Source organism: Algoriphagus algorifonticola (assembly GCF_007655305.1).
In the GTDB taxonomy this organism is placed as follows: domain Bacteria; phylum Bacteroidota; class Bacteroidia; order Cytophagales; family Cyclobacteriaceae; genus Algoriphagus; species Algoriphagus algorifonticola.
The window spans coordinates 81679-100654 of record NZ_VLOG01000026.1 but is presented as its reverse complement, the minus strand read 5'-3'; the positions used below and the strand labels follow the sequence as shown (position 1 = coordinate 100654).

Sequence of the window (18976 nt, the reverse complement as noted above, 5' to 3'; positions counted from 1 at the left end):
CCCATGCAAAAACGGCTTGTCTTAGATCAACAGCAAATAGGGATTATTCTCCGCAGATTTTGCCATCAGTTGATTGAAAATCATGATAATTTCGAAAATACAGTCCTGCTGGGATTACAGCCCAGGGGAAGTATCCTCATGGATCACCTAGCTCCGATTTTGGAAGAGATCTCAGGAGTGAAAGTTCCTTTCGGTTATTTGGACGCCACTTTTCACAGGGACGATTTTCGAAGAAGAGATTTTCCCCTCAAAGCCAACGAAACAAAAATTAATTTCCTGGTAGAGAGTAAAAAAGTTATTCTAGTAGATGATGTATTATACAAAGGACGTTCTGTGAGAGCAGCTATGGATGCTATGATCGCCTTTGGAAGACCACAGAAAGTAGAACTGATGGTCTTGGTGGATAGAAAACTTACTCGGGACTATCCTATTATGCCGGATTACTATGGCATCAGAGTCAATACACTTGATAGCCAATATGTAGTGGTAGAATGGGCTAATCAGGGACAAGCAGAAAATGCAGTTTGGATCACAGAGAAAGTAAAAAGCTAGGCATGTCACAACTCAGCACTCGTCACCTCTTAGGAATCAAAAATCTCACCCCGGAGGATATCCATTTGATCTTGGAAACTGCCGCAAATTTTAAAGAAGTCATTAATAGGCCTATCAAAAAAGTACCTTCACTTCGGGATATCACCATAGCGAATGTCTTTTTTGAAAACTCTACAAGAACCCGCCTTTCCTTTGAATTAGCTGAAAAAAGGCTCTCTGCTGATGTGATTAATTTCTCCTCGAGTAATAGTTCGGTCAAGAAAGGCGAGTCATTAGTTGATACGGTTAATAATATTTTGTCCATGAAAGTGGACATGGTGGTCATGCGTCACAGCAGCCCCGGAGCCCCACATTTTTTGTCTAGAAATGTCAAAGCAAATATTGTCAATGCGGGGGACGGAACCCATGAGCATCCAACTCAGGCATTATTGGATTCATTTTCAATCCAAGAGAAATTAGGGGATTTGGCAGGTAAAAAAGTTGCTATCATCGGTGATATCCTACATTCAAGAGTAGCGCTCTCCAATATTTTCTGCCTGAAAAAACTAGGAGCCGAGGTGATGGTTTGTGGTCCTATTACTTTGCTTCCCAAGCATATTGAAAGCCTAGGAGTAAAGGTGGAGTTGGATGTGAAAAAAGCTTTGCAATGGTGCGATGTGGCCAATGTGCTAAGAATTCAATTGGAAAGGCAGCAGATCAAATATTTCCCAAGCTTGAGGGAATATTCCCTGTACTATGGAATCAATAAGAAGCTGCTGGAGCAATTGGATAAAGAAATTGTCATTATGCATCCAGGTCCTATTAATAGAGGAGTGGAATTAGCCTCTGATGTTGCGGATTCCGAGCATTCCATTATCCTGGAGCAGGTTCAAAATGGAGTAGCAGTCCGTATGGCTGTCTTGTATTTGTTGGCAGGTTCCAGAAATTAGTCTGTCTGAATCAAAAAAACGGCTGTTGCGAAATCCGCAACAGCCGTTTTTCATTCTCCCTATGGGATATAAACTTTCTGACTTCAGCTTTTATTTTTTCTAGCTACTGCCTTACTCTTACTGCCAACTGCCTATTTTTCAGCTTTCTAAATCTCACTTCATCCTTTCAAAGGCCTCTCCATCTTCCTCCGCCTACATAGAATCCTAATGTAAAGCCAAAATACTGATTCAAGGCTTCTCCAATTATATTTCCACTGGTGTCTTGCAAGTTGCTGACTGGAACAAAATTATACTCAGCTCCCATTCGGAATTTGCCAAGCTCTATACCCGCTCTTACGATCGGTGCCCATTTAAAATCAGCATCCAAATTATCAAAATCAGGGGCTGAAGGGGAGCTTGAGTCAAACTCCACGGCGCTTAGTGTGAAATAACCATATCCCACTCCTATGTAAGGGGCAAAGTTGCTTCCGCCGTTGTTAAAATAATAATCAAAGGTCCCTGAAATAGATGCGTTTGCTGAAACTTCCCCTTGGTATTCTTCGAAATCATTGATGGTGGTAACCTCTTTGGCCAGAGCAGCCACACCGAATCTAAGGCCCACATTTATATTGTTAGCGATATTGATTTTTGGCTCTAAGTTGACCAAAAAACCTAAGCCTCCTCCATCAGGGATGGCAGGTCCCATGTCTAATCCCATTCTGAATTTCCCAGCTTGCTGACCAAAAGAGGCCTGAGCACTGAAAAGAATTGCTAGTACTATTAAAAGCTTTTTCATCTGTTTATAATTTGTTTTTTAGAGTTCAGATGAAATCCCTGCCTGCGGCAGGTAGGTCGCACATTTTCTCCGAAACATCTGGGCATCCCAGTGTGTGTGGCTTTCGTCGTGCTCGATTTCATGAATTCCTGTCGGTTAATTTTGAGTTGATCTATTGGAATCAAAAAAGGTTCCAAATATTCTAAACTTCAAAGTATTGCATGTAGTTTAGGAGCTAAAATCATTTTTATGCTAACAGTATCGAATTTAATCAAGCGTTACGGGAAACAAAACGCAGTGAATGATATTTCTTTTCATTTGGAAGGTGGTGAAGTGGTCGGTCTTTTAGGGCCTAATGGAGCTGGAAAAAGTACCACTATGAAATGCATAGTGGGCTTATTGAGAAAGACTTCCGGGGAAATTTTCATTGGTGGACATGATCATCTTTCTGTAGAGGCAAAGCGATTTTTCAGCTATATCCCCGAAACTCCCTATGTGTATGATTTATTGACTGTGCGGGAGCATCTACAGTTTATTGCTCAGGCTTATGAGATCAAGGATTGGAAAAGCAGAGGAGAAGAGCTGATGGAAATCTATGACTTAACCGATAAAGCCGATAAGCTGGGAAGAGATTTATCCAAAGGAATGCGCCAAAAGATATCCATATGCTGTGCTCTTTTACCCGATCCTCAGTTGTTGTTTTTTGATGAACCTATGATAGGTTTAGACCCAAAGGCCATCAAAAACACCAAAAAAATATTTAAAGAGCTCAAAGAGGCTGGGAAAACAATATTGGTCAGTACCCATTTGATTGATTCTGTGGAGACGATTGCAGATAGAATCATGATTTTGAAGAATGGAGATATCATCGGCAATGACACTTTGAGCAATTTGAAGCAACAGTTCGTTCAGGACGAACAGGGAAGTTTGGAGGATATATTTTTAGAGTTGACAAAAGATGGATGAGATCAAATTGCTCCTGAGAAAGGACCTTTTAATCCTGAAGAATAATATCTGGCTGATTCTGAAGAATCCCTTGCGATTGCTCCCCTACGGAGGGATGATTGCCTATTTTTTCTTCATTTATACGATGAGAGTGAGAAGAGGTGCCAAGGAAGGACAAACAGGAATTGAGAACATTAATGTCGAAGGTTTGCCTCAAGTTGACTTTGGACTTCAGAATGTAATAGGTGGAATTACCCTTTTAGCATTGGCATTTCTGATATTTCAGCTTTTCAGAGCAACCAAAAAGAATGTCAGTTTTTTCAAAATGGCTGACGTCAATTTATTGTTTACTGCACCGGTAAAACCTGAAAATATACTGATCTACTACATGGGAAGGTCCATCATACCTTCTCTGGGCGGGAGCATCATTTTTATCATTTACGGCGCTAGCCAAATGGCAGATAAGATTGAGCTTTCCTTCATGAATATTTCCTTTTTGGTTTTGGGATTTGCCCTATTTTTCTTCTTATCCTCACCTATACGCTTTTTAGTATATACACTTCATACCAAATATGGTGTGATGCAATATATCCAAACAGGAGTCATCATTTTGGCTGTATTTTTAGGATTGGCCATTTTGATTCCCGGATTAATGGCTGAAAAGTTTTGGCAGGGGATGTTTGCCTGGATAGCCTCGCCTGGGTTTGATTTATTTCCTATTGTGGGTTGGTCTAGAGCGATGATGGGCTATGTGTTTCACCAAAATCTGATTTCTGCTTCAGCATTTTTGGGCTTATATCTTTTGGCCTACTATGTGATCTTACGCTTAGTATTGGATACCGCGGGATATTATTATGAGGATGTATTGGAGGCTACCAAATCCAATGAAGAGCAGGTGGAAAAGGTAAGAGGGAAAAAGGAGTCTTCAGAGTCCTCCATGAGCTTGAATACCAAAAAGAAGTTGGTGCTTCCTGATTTTGGGGTAGGGGCAAAAGCACTTTACTGGAGAAATTATGTACATGCAAGCAGACAGGATTTTCATCCATTGTTTGGATTATGGTCTGTGATTTTAGCTGCCCTTGGGATTGCTTTTGCCATTCTTTCCAACTTTGATTGGTTTTCTCATAAAGTATTGAATGGCTATTTGTTGATGCTAGTAGGAATCAATTTTTTTGCTGGAATAGGAAGAGGCTCTGTTGGTGATCTGAAGAAACCTTATTTCTTTTTAATTCCGGCTTCCTGGTCCTCCAAACTCTGGAATGTCATAAAATTGGACTTGGTACAATTGGGCTTGATCTCCTGGGTATTGATTATTCCTTCTGTTTTGATAGCTGGCTTGGATTGGAAATTGATTTTGTTTTATCCTCTATGCGTATTTTTGGTATACATAGTCGGTTTGACGATCAATATGATTCCCAAAGTAGCATTTGAAGAAGGCTGGGATCAAAAGCTCATTAAACCATTGATGATTGGAGGGATTTTTCTTTTTGGAATTATACCGAGTTTGGTTGTCTCTGTTTTGATTTTCGCTTGGACCCGGCAATTTGTCTGGATGCTTTTTGCTTTTACAATAGGGCAAACATTCATTGCAGGGATTTTAGTCCATGTTTTGTTGGATGTGATCAGTAGATTAGAGCTCAAAGAGATTTAGGAGAATTAACAAAATCATCACCGAATTTTATTTGGTTTTTGACTGTTTGAATCGTGAGAGGGAAGAAAATTCCCTTAATTTTGTAGCTCCAAATGTAACTGAACTATGATTTACAATTCCATCATTGAAACCATCGGTAATACCCCGATGATCCGATTAAACAAACTTGCCAAAGATATCAAAGGTGAAGTGCTGGTGAAGGTTGAATATTTCAACCCGGGCAATTCCATGAAAGATAGAATGGCAATCAAAATGGTGGAGGACGCCGAAAAGGCTGGTATTTTAAAGCCAGGAGGTACAATCATAGAAGGAACTTCCGGAAATACGGGAATGGGCTTGGCTTTGGCTGCTGTTGCCAAAGGTTACAAGTGTATTTTCACCATGGCTGATAAGCAGTCCAAAGAAAAAATCGATATTCTTAAGGCTGTAGGGGCTGAGGTAATCGTATGCCCTACCAATGTTTCTCCAGAGGACCCACGCTCTTATTATTCAGTAGCGAGAAAGCTGAATGCGGATATTCCCAACTCTTTTTATCCAAACCAATACGATAACTTATCCAATACCGCTGCTCACTACGAGACTACCGGTCCAGAGATCTGGAATGATACAGACGGGAAAATCACGCATTATGCGGCTGGGGTAGGGACCGGAGGTTCCATGTGTGGTACAGCTAAATATTTGAAAGAGCAGAATTCGAATATTGTTACCGTGGGGATTGATACTTATGGTTCTGTGTTCAAAAAATATAAGGAAACAGGAGTTTTTGATGAGAAGGAAGTTTATCCTTATTTGACTGAGGGAATTGGAGAGGATATTTTGCCGAAGAATGTCAACTTCGATATGATTGATCACTTTGTGAAAGTAACTGATAAAGATGCAGCGGTCATGACCAGAAGATTGGCCAGGGAAGAAGGACTTTTTGTCGGATGGTCTTGTGGATCTGCGGTTCATGGAGCTTTGGAATGGGCTAAGGAAAATCTGAAAGAAGGAGATCAAATGGTGATTATTCTACCGGATCATGGAACCCGCTATTTGGGTAAGGTCTATAATGATGATTGGATGAGAAATCACGGTTTTTTGGAAGACAAAACTTACTCCACGGCCAGAGATATTATTTCCAAAAGACCGGCTAGCTATTCTTTGGTATCTGTCAAAAAATCAGATTCTATCAAAGATGCAATCGGGATGATGAATAAAACAAGTGTATCCCAAATCCCTGTATTGGATGGAGAGGAAGTAGTAGGGAGTTTGACAGATACCAAGTTGCTTTCCAAAATAATTGATAACCCATCCTTGAAAGATGGAAAAGTGGAGGATGTAATGGAGTCTTCTATGACTTTTGTGGCTGGAGATAGTACACTGGACGTGTTATCTTCCATGATTGAAAAAGAAAAGGCAGTGTTGGTAAGAGATGGAAATGATCAAATTCACATCATTACCAAACACGATATTTTAGAAGCGTTTACTAATTAAGTTTACATTGATTGATCCAAGAAAAGCAGAGCGTCTGCTCAATTCGCCAGTACATTTTGATATTGATCAAGCATTAAAAAGAGGTTGGGAGCTATTTAAAGCCCAACCTCTGATTTTGATCATGTATTTTTTATTGATCATGGTAGTTTCCGTTGGTCCTGCGTTTTATCTGGAGGATTTCTCTACCATCATTAGCTTATTGATAGGCCCACCTTTGACCGCTGGTTTTTATCTGTTGGCGAATAAGATCAGTAGGGGAGAACAGGTAGAATTCAAAGACTGCTTTGATGGATTTAAATTTTGGCTGCCTGTGGTAGGAGTCAATATTATCACTGGGATTATCACAGTCTTGGGAGTTATAGCGCTTATCATTCCCGGTATTTATTTGGGGGTGGCATATACCTTTGCGATGCCATTTGTTTTGTTTGCGGGTACTGATTTTTGGACTTCTATGGAATTAAGCAGGAAATTGATCACCAAAATTTGGTGGCGATTTTTCGCTTTTTTAATCCTGATTTTCTTGATTAATATGGTTGGAATTTTATGCTTGGGAGTAGGCTTTTTGGTATCAGGTCCTTTTTCTTACATGGCTATTTATGCGGCATTTGAGGAGTTGACAGGGGATTTATTAGTGGAGGATGATGCAGGTCCAACCATCACTCATGAGTCAGAAGCATAGCCTCTAATCTATTTCTACATTTTTGACTTAATTCCAGAATGGCAGTTTCAGAAGGCTGGGGAGGGGATATGGCTTCAGAAAAATAGATTCTGACTTTTCCTGGCTTCAAAAGCAATGAGCCTCTTTTCATGATCTCATCTGCACCTATAACAGCCATGGGGAGAATCGGAATACCAGTTTCAATAGAAAGTCGAAATGCCCCTTTTTGAAAAGGCAGTAAAGTTTGGTCGGTATCATTTCTGGTGCCCTCAGGAGCTACGACGACCGATTTCCCTTTGGATAAAAGTTCTACCAGTTTTTTGACGCTTTTTCTTCTGGACTCGGTGGAGGTTCTATCTACCCAAATCGCAAACCTCCCTACTATCCAGCCAAAAACAGGGATTTTGGAAAGCTCTTTTTTCCCCAATGCTTTCAAAGTTTGTGGGATTGCCATAGGTATGACTGGAGCATCTATGAATGAGCGGTGATTAAAAATGAAAATATAGGGTTGCCTGCGGTCAATATGCTCTAATCCTTCTACCTGATAGCTGATCCCTGAAAGAAAGGACCAGATTCCGGCCCAGCTTCGAATAAAAAAGAAAGAAATTCTATCTCCTTTTTCGGAAATCATAACTGGGAGGACTATGAAAAGACCCAAAACCAGCATGAGTCCTATAAAAAGGATTGCGGCGTAAATGGTATAAATTGTCTGAAAGAACTTGATCATCAGAAATTATCCTTAAATTTGGGTTCGAAAATAATCCTTTAACTCTTTGCTTGCACAGGCCCTGAAGCGTTTCAGGGCTTTTTTCTTGATCCAATTTTGTGAAAAAAATCCAATTCAAAGATTTTTTGAGCAGATGAAGCACATTTCAAGTGATTTTTTGACTCCCTTTTCTTGAAATTACAGAAAATCAGTACCTTTGCAGTCCGTTCGGGTGAACGGGGTGGTTTGGCAAGTGCTAAATCGCTGATTCATAACCAAAAACCGCAGTTAATCGGCCCGGTAACTGTCGGCATTTTTAGGGTCATTATTTATTATGTCTAAACAAGATTTTAACTGGGAAAACTTCGAAACCAAAGGATTCGGAGAAGGCTATTCCAAAGCACAGCGTGAGGAAATGGCTGCAATGTACGAAGGTACATTGAACGAGATCACTGAGAAAGAAGTGATCAAAGGAACCGTAGTAGGTGTGAACGACAAAGACGTGATCATCAACATTGGTTTCAAATCCGACGGTTTGGTTCCATTGAACGAATTCCGTGACTTGGAGTCCATCAAGCCTGGTGACGAAGTAGAAGTATTCATCGAAGAGCAGGAGAATGCTTTGGGTCAGTTGATCCTTTCCCGTAAAAAAGCAAAAATCGTTCGTGCTTGGCAGGATATCGAGAGCGCATTTGAAAATGATAGCGTAATCGAAGGTCTTGTAAAGAGAAGAACCAAAGGTGGTTTGATCGTAGATATCTACGGTGTAGAAGCCTTCTTGCCAGGTTCTCAGATCGATGTGAAGCCTATCAGAGATTTCGATATCTATGTAGGTAAGAAAATGGAAGTGAAAGTGGTGAAAATCAACCACGCTAACGATAACGTAGTCGTTTCTCACAAAGTCTTGATCGAGAAAGATCTCGAGAAGCAAAAAGCAGAAATCCTCAACAACCTGGAAAAAGGTCAGGTGTTGGAAGGTGTGATCAAGAACATGACCAACTTCGGTGTATTCATCGACTTGGGTGGTGTAGATGGTCTACTTCACATTACAGATATTTCTTGGGGACGTATCAACCATCCGGAAGAAGTATTACAGTTGGATCAGAAAGTACAGATCGTTGTGCTTGACTTTGATGATGACAAGAAGAGAATTTCTTTGGGTATGAAGCAGTTGACTTCTCATCCTTGGGATTCTTTGGCAGGCAACTTGGAAGTTGGTTCAAAAGTACAAGGTAAGATTGTAAACGTAGCTGACTACGGTGCATTCTTGGAATTGGCTCCAGGAGTTGAAGGTTTGATTCACGTATCTGAAATGAGCTGGTCTCAGCACTTGAGAAACCCTGCTGATTTCGTGAAAGTTGGAGACGAAATCGAAGCAGTTGTATTGACTTTGGACAAGGACGAAAGAAAGATGTCCCTAGGCATTAAGCAATTGACTGAAGATCCTTGGACTAAGGAAGATATGTCTACCAAGTATGCAGTAGGTACTAAGCACAAAGGTGTGGTTCGTAACTTGACTAACTTCGGTCTATTCTTGGAAATGGAAGAAGGAATCGACGGTTTGGTTCACGTATCTGACCTTTCTTGGACTAAGAAAATCAAGCATCCGTCTGAATTCGTAAAAGTAGGAGATGAGCTAGATGTAGCTGTATTGGAATTGGATGTAGAAAACAGAAGATTGGCGCTAGGTCACAAGCAGTTGGAAGAGAATCCATGGGATACTTTCGAAACTGTATTCCCTGTAGGATCTGTGCATAAGTGTACTGTTGTTTCTAAAAACGACAAAGGTGCTGTGCTAGAGCTTCCTTACGGTTTGGAAGGCTTTGCTACTTCTAAAAACTTGGAGAAAGAAGACGGATCTCAGGTTGAGGTTGGTGAGTCTCTGGACTTCAAAGTGACTGAATTCTCTAAGGATGACAAGCGTATCGTAATGTCTCATACAGCAATGTTCCGTGAAGAAGCTAAACCAGCTAAGAAAGCTGCTTCTTCTAAGAAGAAGGAAGATGCTGCTGACAAGACTCCAGCTGAAAAATCTACTCTAGGTGATTTGGATGCTTTGGCAGAATTGAAAGAGAAAATGGAAGGCGGCAAGAAGTAATTCTTGACCTCTTATAAAACAGAAAACGCCGGCTGCAAAGTCGGCGTTTTTTTTGCTATTTGCCTGGGAAAACTTTTTTAAATCTCAAATTAAAAAATCGGAGATTATTTTTTTTGAGGAAAATTTTGATATTTCTTTCTTTCTTTCTTTCTTTCTTTCTTTAGTTCAACTTTAAATGCAATTTGTATTTAAGTGTTTTAATTATTGTACACTAAACAAAAAGTTTTGTGACAAACAAAATCAACCTTAGCCAAGTGGCTAAAATCTTGTTTCTCGCTATCCTTGGCGTTTTTTTTAACGCTATTCATTCTAATGCAACTGGGGCTAGGAAAAAAGTTGAGTGTAGGACTTTGGATAGATATGACAATGTTCTTGCAAACGGTAATCGCTGTGATTTTGGTTGGAGTGAGTGTCTTTCTAACCCTTGTCCTTCTCCCGATGGGACTAGAGTTGAATACGAAACCCCTTCAATGAGTGATTAATTAAATAGAGATCCAGGAAACTGGATCTCTTTTATAGAAATTTGTTAATATTCAAACATCGTTTAGGTTAACCTTGTAATTATTTATCGAAAAATAGTATTTTCTTCATTGAAAGCATGAAATTATTTAGGAATTATCTATCTCTTGCTCTTCTGTTTACTGCTTGTTCTGTTGGAGATAGTTTAAAACAAGAGAAAGTCCCATTCAAAATATTAGGGGAAATCCCAGCACCTTTAGTAAGCTCAGATTCCCTTCTTGTATTTGAAGATTTATTGATTCTAAAAAATTCACCAGCACCTTTATTAAGCTTGAATAAATTGATTGAAAATGAAATTGGGATTTTTGTTTTAGACAAAGTATCGAGCAGGCTTTCATTATTTGATAAAAATGGAAAGTATATCCGATATTTTGGCCAAACGGGAAGTGGTCCAGGAGAATATGGGGTGATAAATGATTTTTTTATAGTCGGAGAATTGGTTTATCTCTTTTCCCCAAGTGATCTTTCTTTGTATTCTTATGAAATTAATACTGGAAAATTTATATCGAAGAATCCTCTTAAAGCTTTTGCTCAAAAGATAGTACCAATTTCTGATGGGGAGATCTTGGTGTATGTTTCTAATAATCCCACCGACTTCAACTTTAATGTCTATCGCTTCGATTTAGAAGGGAATTTGTTGGCAAAATATTTTCCGTTTGACCCTAAAAGATCAAATTCCATAGTATCATATACTGGTTTTTTAGCATCAGATGAAGGAAGTTATTATTGTGAGCCGTTTGGGGATAGAGTATATACATTTAATTCAACTACTAAGGATTTTGATCCCATATTTGAATTGGATTTTGTTTCCCAAGATATAAGATCAGATCGAGAGAATTTTGAGAAATACACAGGTAGTTACAGTTTGGATCCCCAAAATCGAGTTAGATTTCCTGGAAGTACTTTTTTGATTAATGATAATTGGTTGGTTATGGATATGACCTTTGATGCGAAAGTTCAATTTATCCTAATGAGCCTCAAGGATCCGTCAAATTTATTTACACTGAGTCGTCGAGTAGACAATGAGTTTTTTAGATTTGTTAGAAACCCACTATCCTTAAATTCAAATGATGAATTAATTTTTCCGATTGACCCTGAAAGTTTTCAGAATTATGACGGCGAGAAGGCAAGCACTATTATGAGTGATATTTTTGAGCAATCAGGTAAAATTTCACTGGATGATGATTATTATTTGGTTCGAGTTAGGCTTAAAAGATAAAATGATAACTGAATAAGCTCCCTTATTAAGAATTGGCTCTAGAAATTTAGAGTAGATTTAAAAGAAAAAAGCATCCCAAATTCGGATGCTTTTTTTAGTGAGGTCGCGAGCGGATTCGAACCGCTGTACAAGGTTTTGCAGACCTCTGCCTAGCCACTCGGCCACGCGACCATTTGAAATCGGAATGCAAATGTAGGAATTAATGATTCTAGTGCAAAAGCAGTACCATAATTTTTTGGAAAAAGAGCAGGTTCTTCAAAAAATTCAATTCTTATTAGGATTAAAATATTTACGGTTTTTCTTGGTTTTTTGAACTCCTCTAAAATTGATATTTAAGGTATTTATTTATAAAGATTCTAAATAAATTAAAGCCATACTTAGGCATTTTAAATAATTGAAAATCAGATTATTATATAATATTTTGGATTGATTGTTGATTTTTCGCAGTCCATCAACTCTTGTTTGAAAAATAACGCCCGGATACTACCTTTGCAGGGGTTATTGAAAACCGATTAAACTATTTAATTAGCTATAATATGTTATCCAAACGCTCGTTAGTAGGGGTTCGACTGAATTTCCACACGCTGGCAATGCTGTTTTTCTTACTGATCGGAACGCAGGCATTTGCTGCTGATCCGGCGGTGTCAGATAGTGATGAAGCCGTTGCTGCTGGGAAATCTCTCTTCAATGCGAACTGTAAAACGTGTCACAAGCTTGATCAAAAAGCAATTGGTCCGGCTCTAAGAGGAATCACCGAAAGAAGGTCCATCGACTGGGCAAAACGATTCATCAAAAATTCTCAGGCTGTAATTGCCTCAGGTGATGAATACGCGGTGGCTTTGTACGCTGAGTACAACAACACCAACATGCCTGCTCATGAATTCTTATCAGATGGTGATCTGGACAATTTGTTGTCATATATAGAATATGGCGATAAGGTCGATCCAGCCGCTCAGGCAGCTGCAGGTGCAGTTGGTGCTGATGGTGAAGTAGTTGCAGGTGGAGGAGTGCCAAGCGAGTATTTGACCATTATTGTAGTGGTATTGGTCATTGTTCTTCTTTTGATCCTGATTGTATTAGGGTTGATCATCTCTGTTTTGACCAAATACATTGATAAGCAGGACTTAGATGAGGATGACAAAGAATTCGTTTCTCAAAAATTTAATTTCGGTAAAGTATTAAAGAGTGATGGTTTTATCATTATTGTAACTGCCTTGGTGGTTGCTTTGGTAGCTAAAACCGCAATCGATGGACTTTATTCAGTGGGTGTTCAGCAAGGATATGCTCCTACCCAGCCAATTGCCTACTCTCACGCGCTACATGCAGGACAATTAGAGATTGCTTGTCAGTATTGCCATACCGGGGTAGAGATTGGTAAATCTGCCAATATTCCTTCACCCAACATTTGTATGAACTGTCACACCCATGTGCAGAACGTGCAAGGCAAAGAGGGAATCTCTCCGGAAATTCAAAAAATCTACGATGCGGTAGATAATAATAAACCAATAGAATGGGTTCGTGTACACAACTTGCCTGATCTGGCTTACTTCAACCACTCACAGCACGTGAAGGTAGGGGGTATTGAATGCCAGACTTGTCACGGTCCAATCGAAGAAATGGAAGTGGTTTATCAGCACTCTTCTCTAACTATGGGATGGTGTATTGACTGCCACAGACAAACTGAGATTGCTTCCGCAGGCAATGAGTACTATGACAAATTGGTTCAGTTGCACTCTGATTCCAAAGATGCTTTGAAAGTGAAAGACATCGGAGGTTTAGAATGTGCTAAGTGCCACTATTAATTCATTCATTTCGCAAATTCATTCCTAGATCATAAAATGAAGGAAACTAAAAAAACATACTGGAAAGGGCTTGAGCAGCTCAACAACGATCCAGAGTTTGTAAAGCATGCCGACCGGGAATTTCCCGAGCTTCCTTCCGCATTGGGCGAGGATGGCAGTGCTTCCAGAAGGGATTTTCTAAAATTGATGGGATTCAGCTTGGCAGCAGCTTCTTTGGCTGCCTGTGAAGCTCCTGTTCGAAAAGCTATTCCTTATGTGAATAAGCCGGTTGACGTTAACCCTTCCATTCCAAATTATTACGCATCTACTTTTGCTTCCGGAGGTGATTATGCTTCTGTAGTAGTAAAAACAAGAGAGGGTCGTCCTATCAAAATTGATGGTAACGAGCTTTCTCCTATTAATAAAGGTAAGGTAAATGCCATTGTAGAAGCTTCTGTACTTTCTCTTTATGATAAAGAGCGACTGGCAGGACCTTATGCCAATGGTCAAAAAACTGACTGGACTGCACTTGATGCTGAAGTAAAAAGCAAACTTGCTGCTGCAGGCTCGGTTAAAATTGTTTCCAATACCATTCTTTCTCCTTCCACCATGAAAGCAATGCAGCAATTTGCTGATGCATTCGGAGGTGCAGAAGTGATCATGTATGATCCACTTTCTAATTATGGTATTACTAAAGCTGCTGAAACTTTCTACGGTGCTGCAGTTCTTCCATCTTATTCTTTTGATAAGGCTAAAACCATCGTTTCCTTCGGAGCCGACTTCCTAGGTACATGGATTTCCCCAATCGAATTTGCTGGACAGTATGCTAAAACCAGAAAAATCAGCAAAGAGAAGCCGGAAATGTCCCGTCATTATCAGTTTGAGTCTAATTTGTCTCTTACTGGTGCGAATGCGGATTACAGAACTCCAATTAAAGCTTCTCAAAGTGGATTGGCTGTTTTGGCATTATATAATGCCATTGCAAAGAAAGCTGGTGTAGCTTCTGTCTCTGCTCCTGCAGTTGAAGTGGCTCACTTGGACAAAGCTGCTAATGACCTTTGGGCTAGCAGAGGTGCTTCTTTGGTAGTTTCCGGATCCAATGATCCAAACCTTCAAATAGTAATCAACGCAATCAATGAATTGCTTGGAAATAATGGTTCAACAGTAGACTTCTCTTCGCCTGTTTATTTTAGAAAGGGAGACGATGCTAGAATGAACCAGTTTGTAAATGAATTGAAAGCCGGACAGGTTGGTGGAGTTATTTTCTACAACTGTAACCCGGTTTACGATCATGCAAGAGGTACCGAAATCGCTGAAGGTATTGCTAAAGCAAGAGTTAGCTTGGCTACCAACGGCACTATGGATGAAACAGCTTCCTTAGTACAGTACATTGCTCCTGATCATCATTATTTGGAGTCTTGGAATGACTTCCAACCTAAGTTGGGTCATTACTCACTATCTCAGCCTACAATTTCTCCTTTGTTTGACACGCGTCAGGCTCAGGATTCTTTCTTGACTTGGGCTGGTTCTAGCACCAATTACTACGATTTCTTACAGCAAAACTGGCAGTCAGAAATGTATGCCACTGCTGAAAATACAGGTTCTTTCCAGGAATTCTGGGACAGAGCTCTTTTCAATGGTGTATATGCTGTAGAAAAGGCTGGTACTGCTTTAGCTCCTGTTGGAGATGCTGCAAGTGCAGCTGCGGCTGTAGCCAAAAATTATAAAGCAGATAATGCAGGTGCTGAATTGGTGGTTTATTCTAAAGTTGCTATTGGTAACGGTACTTTCGCTAACAACCCATGGTTGCAGGAAACTCCAGATCCAATCACAAAAGCTACTTGGGATAACTATTTGACTGTTTCTCAGAAATGGGCATCCGAAAACGGAGTGACCATGGTGGAAGAAAACACTAAGAAAGCTTCTATCACAGTCAACGGTAAATCATTGATTCTTCCAATCTTGATCCAACCAGGTCAAGCTGAAGGTACCTTCGGATTGGCTTTAGGATATGGTAGAACAAAAGCAGGTAGAGTTGCCAATGGAGTAGGTGTGAATGCTTACGAACTTTTGGATGCTTCTGCAGGCTTTGTGAATTTTGATATTACTTCAGGTGTAGAAGTAGCTGTAACTGGTGATTCTTATAAGATCGCGAGAACCCAGACACATCAGACTTTCATGGGTCGTGAAAACGTAATCCAAGAATCCGTATTGTCAGAATATAAGAAGGATGCCTCCGCCGGTAGATATAAGCCTGAAATTTATAAAGACGGTGAATTTGTAAAGCCATCAAAGATCTCTCTTTGGAGTGGTCATAAATATAGTCAGCATCACTGGGGTCTTGCTATTGACATGAACTCCTGTATTGGATGTTCTGCATGTTCTGTAGCTTGTCAGGTTGAAAACAACGTGGCAGTGGTAGGAAAGCAAGAAGTATTGAACCGAAGAGAAATGGCTTGGATCAGAATTGACCGCTATTATTCTTCTGATGCTCCGGCTGATGATTTGGATGGAATGGAGAAAGCTTCAGAAAATCCTGAGGTAACCTTCCAGCCTATGATGTGTCAGCAGTGTAACAATGCTCCTTGTGAGACTGTATGTCCTGTAGCTGCAACCACTCACTCCTCTGAAGGATTGAATCAAATGACTTACAACAGATGTATCGGTACAAGATATTGTGCCAACAACTGTCCATATAAAGTACGTCGATTCAACTGGTTCAAATATCATGATAATAAAGACTTCGCAGGAGTCAATGTTGCTCAAAACGATGATTTGGGTAAGATGGTATTGAATCCGGACGTGACTGTTCGTGTACGTGGTGTAATGGAAAAATGCTCCATGTGTGTGCAGCGTATCCAGGCTGGTAAATTGGCAGCTAAGCGTGAGAAGCGTAAAATTCAGGATGGAGAAATCAATGTGGCTTGTGCTACAGCTTGTCCTACTGATGCTTTGGTATTTGGTGATATGAATGATCCAAACAGCCGAGTTTCTAAGCTCTTGAAAATCGAAGAAAACACTACTTCTGCGTTGAAGGAAGTGAATGAAGAAAGAGCTTACCATGTATTGGAGGAGATCAACGTAAGTCCAAACGTTTGGTACTTCACCAAAATCAGAAATAAAGAGAAAAACGAAGCGTAATCATAATTTTATAAACTATGCAGGTTACTTCATCCGTACGTCAGCCGTTAGTTACCGGAGGCAAAACCTACCATGATGTTACACATGATGTGTCACGTCAGGTGGAGGGCAAACCATCTTTAGCTTGGTTCTTGGCCTTCCTTACAGCTGCAGGCGTGTTGGCTTTAGGATCAATTGCCCTTATTGCCACCCTCTGGGAGGGTATTGGAATGTGGGGTTTGAACAAAACCATCGGTTGGGCTTGGGATATCACCAACTTCGTGTGGTGGGTTGGTATCGGTCACGCCGGTACTTTGATTTCAGCCGTATTGTTACTTTTCAGACAGAAGTGGAGAACATCCATCAACAGAGCTGCTGAAGCAATGACAATTTTCGCAGTTATCTGTGCTGCGATGTTCCCGGTGATTCACATGGGTAGACCTTGGTTGGGTGCTTATTGGGCACTTCCATTGCCTAACACATTTGGTTCACTTTGGGTAAACTTCAACTCCCCACTGCTTTGGGACGTGTTTGCGATTTCGACTTATTTCTCTGTATCCTTAGTATTCTGGTACATTGGCTTGATTCCTGATTTCGCAACAATTCGTGACAGAGCTACTGGATTGAGAAAAACTATTTATGGTGCGCTTTCATTTGGATGGGATGGTGCTGCAAAGACTTGGATGAGATACGAATCTGTTTCCTTGATTTTGGCAGGTTTGGCTACTCCTTTGGTACTTTCTGTACATACTATCGTATCCTTTGACTTTGCTACTTCAGTAATTCCTGGATGGCATACTACCATCTTCCCTCCATACTTCGTTGCCGGTGCGATTTTCTCTGGTTTTGCGATGGTATTGACCTTGATGATTATTACCAGAAAGGTTTTCAAACTGGAAGATTATATCACCATGGGACACATTGAATTGATGAATATTGTAATCATCATTACAGGTTCCATCGTGGGTATTGCCTATATCACAGAATTCTTTATCGCTTGGTATTCTGGAGTTGAGGCTGAGCAATATGCATTTATCAACAGAGCTACCGGACCTTACTGGTGGGCTTACTGGTCTATGATGACTTGTAACGTGATCTCTCCTCAACTTTTCTGGTTTAAAAAAATCAGAACTTCCATTGTCGCTACCTTCCTTCTTTCTTTGGTAGTAAACATCGGTATGTGGTTTGAGCGATTTGTAATTATCGTTACTTCCCTACACAGAGATTATCTCCCATCCTCTTGGGCTATGTTCTACCCAACTTGGGCTGATGTGGGAGTTTATATGTTCACCTTCGGATTGTTCTTTACCCTATTCTTCCTATTTGCGAAGTTCTTCCCGGTAATCAACATGGCTGAGGTTAAGTCAGTATTGAAATCATCATCTGAAAAAGCTGCTAAATAATCATGGAAAGAGATACACATTTTATTCTTGGAGTGTACGAGGACGAAGATGTCCTTCTCCATGCTGTTAAAGAAGTAAGATCCACTGGAGTAAAAATCCATGAAGTTTACTCTCCTTATCCTGTTCACGGATTAGAGCATGTATTAGGCTACAAAAGAAGCAGACTTCCGATAGCAGCTTTCCTATTTGGAATGTTGGGAACTAGCTTGGCTTTAACTATGCAGTTTTACATGATGAAGTTTGATTGGCCTATGATTATTGGTGGTAAAGACTTTGCAGCTTTCCCTGATTTTATTCCTGTTTCCTTCGAAATGACAGTATTACTTGCTGCTTTTGGTATGGTAGGAGTATTTATGGTAAGCTCAAACTTGAAGCCTTGGGCTCAGCCTAGGATTTTCGATGTGAGAATCACCGATGATAAGCATGTGATGGCTATTGACATCGCCAATAACAGTAGCATGGAAGTAGAGAAGATTAAAGAAATTCTGAAGTCTTCCGGTGCTACAGAGGTAAATAATAAAAGTTTTGAATAGTAATTCTGGAAATATGAAGATTGCTAAAACACTAAGTATTTTGGGAGTATCTGCCCTTGCTTTCTTTGGCTGTAGAGCCGGAGGAGACAATCAGGGATTGGAATATGCCCCTCAAATGTATCACTCTGTAGCATATGAGCCTCTTACTCAGATCACTGATGAAGAGCAGGGTAAATGGTTATCTACCCGTGAAGATGAAAAGGGTGAATTCTTTAACAGTAATGTCTATAATCCTCATAACATGAATATGAGAGAGCCAGTAGAAGGTACTGTTCCAAGAAATAAGAATGGATTTCTTCCTCACAGATTGAAGCAGTTTGAATTGGAAGAAGCAGCTCTAATTGAAAATCCAATTGAGCTTTCTGATCCAATTTTGAAAGAAGGAGAAGTTCTATTTCAGCAATATTGTTCTTCCTGCCATGGTAAAGGCGGAGAAGGTGACGGAAAAGTTGGTGAGATTATCGGTGGTGTGGCTAACCTTAAAGGTGGTGCTTACATCGATCTTCCAGAAGGCCATATTTTCCACGTTATTACCAAAGGTAAAGGTAGAATGGGAGCCCACGGTTCTCAGATTACTACTGAAAACCGATGGAAGATCGTTCACTATGTTAAACAAGTAATTCAGAAGCAGTAAT

At 40.1% G+C, this 18976-nt stretch carries 15 protein-coding genes and 1 tRNA gene; 13 read left to right on the top strand and 3 right to left on the bottom strand.

Features of this window, described 5'->3' with window-relative positions; all coding sequences use genetic code 11:
• The first annotated feature begins 3 nt into the window (after positions 1-3).
• Both pyrR and FL972_RS05985 read left to right on the top strand, forming a co-directional pair.
• Positions 4-552, top strand: a complete 549-nt coding sequence (gene pyrR, locus FL972_RS05990; RefSeq protein WP_144604157.1) for a bifunctional pyr operon transcriptional regulator/uracil phosphoribosyltransferase PyrR — start codon at positions 4-6, stop codon at positions 550-552.
• Positions 553-554: 2 nt separating this feature from the next.
• Positions 555-1481, top strand: a complete 927-nt coding sequence (locus FL972_RS05985) for an aspartate carbamoyltransferase catalytic subunit (protein ID WP_144604156.1) — start codon at positions 555-557, stop codon at positions 1479-1481.
• Positions 1482-1647: 166 nt separating this feature from the next.
• On the opposite strand, the gene FL972_RS05980 is transcribed toward FL972_RS05985, so the two are convergent.
• A complete protein-coding gene (locus FL972_RS05980; protein WP_144604155.1) occupies positions 1648-2256 on the bottom strand; it encodes an outer membrane beta-barrel protein in 609 nt (202 codons plus the stop codon).
• Positions 2257-2484: 228 nt separating this feature from the next.
• Between FL972_RS05980 and FL972_RS05975 the strand changes: the two genes are divergently transcribed.
• From FL972_RS05975 to FL972_RS05960, 4 genes are all read left to right on the top strand, one after another.
• A complete protein-coding gene (locus FL972_RS05975; protein WP_144604154.1) occupies positions 2485-3201 on the top strand; it encodes an ABC transporter ATP-binding protein in 717 nt (238 codons plus the stop codon).
• A complete protein-coding gene (locus FL972_RS05970) occupies positions 3194-4831 on the top strand; it encodes a putative ABC exporter domain-containing protein (protein WP_144604153.1) in 1638 nt (545 codons plus the stop codon). The genes FL972_RS05975 and FL972_RS05970 overlap by 8 nt, the downstream gene beginning before the upstream one ends.
• Before the next feature lie 105 nt (positions 4832-4936).
• Positions 4937-6304 carry a pyridoxal-phosphate dependent enzyme gene (locus FL972_RS05965; protein ID WP_144604152.1) on the top strand — a complete coding sequence of 456 codons (1368 nt, stop codon included), beginning with the start codon at positions 4937-4939 and terminating at the stop codon, positions 6302-6304.
• A 7-nt stretch (positions 6305-6311) separates the two neighbouring features.
• Complete coding sequence (locus tag FL972_RS05960; RefSeq protein ID WP_144604151.1) at positions 6312-6983, top strand: DUF2189 domain-containing protein; 672 nt, start codon at positions 6312-6314, stop codon at positions 6981-6983.
• Here the strand turns inward: FL972_RS05960 and FL972_RS05955 are convergent.
• Positions 6961-7689, bottom strand: a complete 729-nt coding sequence (locus tag FL972_RS05955; RefSeq protein WP_317129930.1) for a lysophospholipid acyltransferase family protein — start codon at positions 7687-7689, stop codon at positions 6961-6963. The two genes, FL972_RS05960 and FL972_RS05955, sit on opposite strands and share 23 nt — an antisense overlap.
• Positions 7690-8002: 313 nt before the next feature.
• On the opposite strand from FL972_RS05955, the gene rpsA reads away from it, so the two are divergent.
• On the top strand, positions 8003-9766 hold the full coding sequence (gene rpsA / locus FL972_RS05950; protein WP_394344570.1) for a 30S ribosomal protein S1: 1764 nt from the start codon (positions 8003-8005) through the stop codon (positions 9764-9766).
• Positions 9767-10364: 598 nt separating this feature from the next.
• Positions 10365-11504, top strand: coding sequence for a 6-bladed beta-propeller (locus FL972_RS05945; RefSeq protein WP_144604150.1), 1140 nt, complete (start codon positions 10365-10367; stop codon positions 11502-11504).
• 100 nt (positions 11505-11604) lie between these two features.
• Here the strand turns inward: FL972_RS05945 and FL972_RS05940 are convergent.
• Positions 11605-11675: transfer RNA gene (locus FL972_RS05940), tRNA-Cys, on the bottom strand.
• Positions 11676-12040: 365 nt separating this feature from the next.
• On the opposite strand from FL972_RS05940, the gene FL972_RS05935 reads away from it, so the two are divergent.
• From FL972_RS05935 to FL972_RS05915, 5 genes are read left to right on the top strand one after another with little or no spacing between them, the layout of a single operon-like run.
• A complete protein-coding gene (locus tag FL972_RS05935; RefSeq protein ID WP_144604149.1) occupies positions 12041-13306 on the top strand; it encodes a c-type cytochrome in 1266 nt (421 codons plus the stop codon).
• 36 nt (positions 13307-13342) lie between these two features.
• Positions 13343-16426, top strand: coding sequence for a TAT-variant-translocated molybdopterin oxidoreductase (locus tag FL972_RS05930; protein ID WP_144604148.1), 3084 nt, complete (start codon positions 13343-13345; stop codon positions 16424-16426).
• A 17-nt stretch (positions 16427-16443) separates the two neighbouring features.
• Positions 16444-17808: an NrfD/PsrC family molybdoenzyme membrane anchor subunit gene (gene nrfD, locus FL972_RS05925; protein WP_144604147.1), complete on the top strand. Its 1365-nt coding sequence runs from the start codon at positions 16444-16446 to the stop codon at positions 17806-17808.
• A 2-nt stretch (positions 17809-17810) separates the two neighbouring features.
• Positions 17811-18341, top strand: a complete 531-nt coding sequence (locus tag FL972_RS05920) for a DUF3341 domain-containing protein (protein ID WP_091655045.1) — start codon at positions 17811-17813, stop codon at positions 18339-18341.
• A gap of 13 nt (positions 18342-18354) precedes the next feature.
• A complete protein-coding gene (locus FL972_RS05915) occupies positions 18355-18975 on the top strand; it encodes a c-type cytochrome (protein WP_091655046.1) in 621 nt (206 codons plus the stop codon).
• Position 18976 lies beyond the last annotated feature (1 nt).

Coding starts and splice junctions, on each gene's coding strand:
- pyrR (WP_144604157.1), top strand. CDS start 4: ATGCAAAAACGGCTTGTCTTAGATCAACAGCAAATAGGGATTATTCTC.
- FL972_RS05985 (WP_144604156.1), top strand. CDS start 555: ATGTCACAACTCAGCACTCGTCACCTCTTAGGAATCAAAAATCTCACC.
- FL972_RS05980 (WP_144604155.1), bottom strand. CDS start 2,256: ATGAAAAAGCTTTTAATAGTACTAGCAATTCTTTTCAGTGCTCAGGCC.
- FL972_RS05975 (WP_144604154.1), top strand. CDS start 2,485: ATGCTAACAGTATCGAATTTAATCAAGCGTTACGGGAAACAAAACGCA.
- FL972_RS05970 (WP_144604153.1), top strand. CDS start 3,194: ATGGATGAGATCAAATTGCTCCTGAGAAAGGACCTTTTAATCCTGAAG.
- FL972_RS05965 (WP_144604152.1), top strand. CDS start 4,937: ATGATTTACAATTCCATCATTGAAACCATCGGTAATACCCCGATGATC.
- FL972_RS05955 (WP_317129930.1), bottom strand. CDS start 7,689: ATGATCAAGTTCTTTCAGACAATTTATACCATTTACGCCGCAATCCTT.
- rpsA (WP_394344570.1), top strand. CDS start 8,003: ATGTCTAAACAAGATTTTAACTGGGAAAACTTCGAAACCAAAGGATTC.
- FL972_RS05945 (WP_144604150.1), top strand. CDS start 10,365: ATGAAATTATTTAGGAATTATCTATCTCTTGCTCTTCTGTTTACTGCT.
- FL972_RS05935 (WP_144604149.1), top strand. CDS start 12,041: ATGTTATCCAAACGCTCGTTAGTAGGGGTTCGACTGAATTTCCACACG.
- FL972_RS05930 (WP_144604148.1), top strand. CDS start 13,343: ATGAAGGAAACTAAAAAAACATACTGGAAAGGGCTTGAGCAGCTCAAC.
- nrfD (WP_144604147.1), top strand. CDS start 16,444: ATGCAGGTTACTTCATCCGTACGTCAGCCGTTAGTTACCGGAGGCAAA.
- FL972_RS05920 (WP_091655045.1), top strand. CDS start 17,811: ATGGAAAGAGATACACATTTTATTCTTGGAGTGTACGAGGACGAAGAT.
- FL972_RS05915 (WP_091655046.1), top strand. CDS start 18,355: ATGAAGATTGCTAAAACACTAAGTATTTTGGGAGTATCTGCCCTTGCT.